At 46.7% G+C, this 2,801-nt stretch carries 3 protein-coding genes and 1 pseudogene; all 4 read right to left on the bottom strand.

From position 1 onward, the window contains the following. A pseudogene (locus Q0628_RS01650) lies at window positions 1-335 on the bottom strand (ABC transporter permease); the annotation flags it as partial. Then, the gene (locus Q0628_RS01645) at window positions 332-1,000 is read right to left on the bottom strand and encodes an ATP-binding cassette domain-containing protein (RefSeq protein ID WP_298767837.1); all 669 of its coding nucleotides are present in this window, start codon (window positions 998-1,000) and stop codon (window positions 332-334) included. The gene Q0628_RS01645 and the pseudogene Q0628_RS01650, both read right to left, overlap by 4 nt. Beyond that, window positions 997-2,217, bottom strand: coding sequence for an ABC transporter permease (locus tag Q0628_RS01640; RefSeq protein ID WP_298767836.1), 1,221 nt, complete (start codon window positions 2,215-2,217; stop codon window positions 997-999). Before Q0628_RS01640 ends, Q0628_RS01645 begins: the two co-directional genes overlap by 4 nt. After that, the gene (locus tag Q0628_RS01635) at window positions 2,204-2,614 is read right to left on the bottom strand and encodes a DUF4418 family protein (protein WP_298767835.1); all 411 of its coding nucleotides are present in this window, start codon (window positions 2,612-2,614) and stop codon (window positions 2,204-2,206) included. The genes Q0628_RS01640 and Q0628_RS01635 overlap by 14 nt, the downstream gene beginning before the upstream one ends. Window positions 2,615-2,801: the final 187 nt, after the last annotated feature.

The following is a 2,801-nucleotide window of genomic DNA, read 5'->3' as shown; positions in this document are numbered from 1 at the left end:
AATTGCTCCATGCCTACTCCTGCCGACACCTTAAATTGCGAAGGGGTGAACTCGCCCACTCCACGGGTAAAGGGTTGTTCCTCGATTTCATCGATTTCGGTCTGCGAGAAGGTACTACTCTTGCCCACAAAAGAGCCTAGCGTACTCACCTTCTTGCTCACGATGATGTAATCCTTTTTCATGAAACTATCGCCTTCCGTAAATACGGGAACCACATCCTGATAGAACTGAATGCTGAGCAAGACGATGACCATGCCACATAGGTTGGCAAAAAAGAAACCCACCAACTGTCCTAAGCTGATATGTCTACGCATTAATTTCCAAACCAAACTCATAGCAACATTTTTTTAGTGTAATCCAACTCCAAATGTTTTCCGATAGAGGTAACCACTACCCCAGCGCCTTGCTTCATGGCTTCCTCGGTTAGGATGCGTGCCATGTTGTTGGCATTGATTTCGTCAAGGTTGCTGGTCGGTTCGTCAGCAATCACGATATCGGGATTGTTGACAAGAGCGCGCACAATCGAGGCTCGCTTGAGTTCGCCTCCCGAAAGTTCTGCCGGTATTTCATTCACCAAATGGGCAATGCCGAGAGTTTCGAGTTTTGAATGAATATCAATATCGACCAATTCCGAAATATCCCTCACCTCAACCTTATTGCCCTCGCGAATCGCCCGCGGCAAGAAGATATTTTCAAGCACGGTAAATTGCGGCAAGAAAACGGATTCTTGTGGAATGTAGCCGATTTTATCGTTACGAATTGCGGAAAGTTCGGCATCTGTCAAACTTGCAAAATCAACACCATTAAAAATGATAGATCCCTGCGAGGGGCGATTGATTCCCGAAAGGAGCGATAAAAGCGTACTTTTTCCGCTTCCCGATTCGCCATAGATTACCGAGAAATCACCGGACCAGGCAAAAAATTCAACATCTTCGACGGCATTGAATTCTTCGCCGCGGCGGGTATAGGCTTTATATAAATTAGAGACGTTTAAAATCAATGTTCTACCTCCCTCAAAGCGGCGTAGGCATCAATCTTACTCACCTTATTTGCCACGCCGAAAACCGCCACCGGCCCCACCGAATGCAAAAGCAAAACCACCACAGCGTAAACAGCGGCGATTTCGGCATTTCCAGGAACAATAAAGGGTACGTTCACATGTTCGCCAATCCAAATTTTAAAAGTGAAAAACGCCACGCTCGAAAGCAGCAAGCCAATGTACGTTCCTACCGCCGACACCAGCAGCGATTCGCCCAGCACAAGAGTCCTTAAACGTTTGCGGGCATAGCCCACAATTCGCAAAAGCGCATATTCACGCCTGCGTTCGCGAGTCGACAGTGAAAACGAAATCACAATCGCGGCAACCGCAATCACCAAGAAAAGGGCCACGATTGACCACACCACAATCTGCAAGAAATTCGCCGACTTTTCAAGACCCGAGAACAAATCTTTGCGGGTGCGAATCTGCACGCCGTCAAAGCGGGTATGAATTTCTCGAGAGAGGCGCTCGATATCAGCCCCTGCGCGAAGTTTAATTAAAACGCTGGAGTAAATCGGCGAATCCGAGCCCTCGGACTTGACATCTTGATGCAAGAAAATCACGCCCTTGGCCTTAGCCGCCTCGCGGATATCGGCAAGTGTCGCCACATCTACAAAAACGGCCTGGTCCAACTTGTTGCCAACCGGTTCAAGAGAGGCCGCCACGGGGTATTCATGGTCAAAGAACCTGACAGTCCTTTTCTCGCCCACGCTAATTTCACTGCCCACCACGATAGCACCCTTAGGGAGTTTATCCGTAAGGACCTCGTGAATCCAAGGCTGAATCACAAAATCAGAAGCCGGCTCGAAACCGATAATCATGACTTTCTGTTCGCAGCAGCTAGAATTCAAGGTGGTCAAAAAATACTGCGGCGTCGCAATTTCTACGCCGTCAAGGCCACGAATAAATTCCAGCGAGCCCTGCGGCAAATAGGCATACTTGGAATCTCCCTGCAAAAGTACAGTCTGGTCGTTGATTTCGCTCCCCTGGGGAATCACGATGACGTCGGCACCCAAGCGAGACGAAAGGCGATTCAGGCCCTTTGAAAGCGAAAACGACAAAAGCCCGCCCACCAAAAGCACCGAGGCGAGCAAAGCAATCAACAGTGAAAGCCCAAAACTACGGAAAGGGTTTCGCAAGTAATTTTCAATAATCAAATTCAAATCAGTCTTGTTCATTTCGCCTCCTCAGTTTCAAGTAAATCAAATTCAGCGCCGCAAAAAGCGCAATCAGCACACCAAAAACAGCAAGCACCGGACCCGTTATCACGTGACATGCCATTTGAGCGTGTTGGCATGTTCCGACAATTACCGTTGGCACAAGCGAAACAAAAACACCCACCACAAGCGTTACTGCAGAAAGAATGACATGTGCTTTCTTTTTAAGGAGCCCCGCAGCAACGACGGCATTTGCAAGCAAAGCAAGTCCTAAAAAAGCATCTACCGTCGTCGAAATTTCACAACTCATGGTTCCGCCACCAATCGGATGGCAAACAGGCAAAATCAACTTGGTAAGTACAATCAGCAAAACGCCGAAAATCAGATTAGCAACAACAAATACTTTGTACTGTTTCATGGCACTCTCCTTAAAAATTTTCGGTGCATAAATTAAAAAGGTATACCGAAAATGTCCAATACTATATCACTATGATCTGTTATAGGTTTTTATTATAACACAGACAAATTCAACAGCGTCGCACATATAGAAAAAATCAATAATTAAGCATAAGAATTAAGTATTGGACGCAATCAAAAACCACATC

This window comes from uncultured Fibrobacter sp. (genome assembly GCF_937877005.1).
Classification (GTDB): domain Bacteria; phylum Fibrobacterota; class Fibrobacteria; order Fibrobacterales; family Fibrobacteraceae; genus Fibrobacter.
Note: the sequence above shows the minus strand (reverse complement) of the source record. Positions and strands in the feature narration are given on the sequence as shown.

Excerpts from the sequence above, each read along its gene's own strand:
- Q0628_RS01640 (WP_298767836.1), bottom strand. The coding sequence starts at position 2,217 with ATGAACAAGACTGATTTGAATTTGATTATTGAAAATTACTTGCGAAAC.
- Q0628_RS01635 (WP_298767835.1), bottom strand. The coding sequence starts at position 2,614 with ATGAAACAGTACAAAGTATTTGTTGTTGCTAATCTGATTTTCGGCGTT.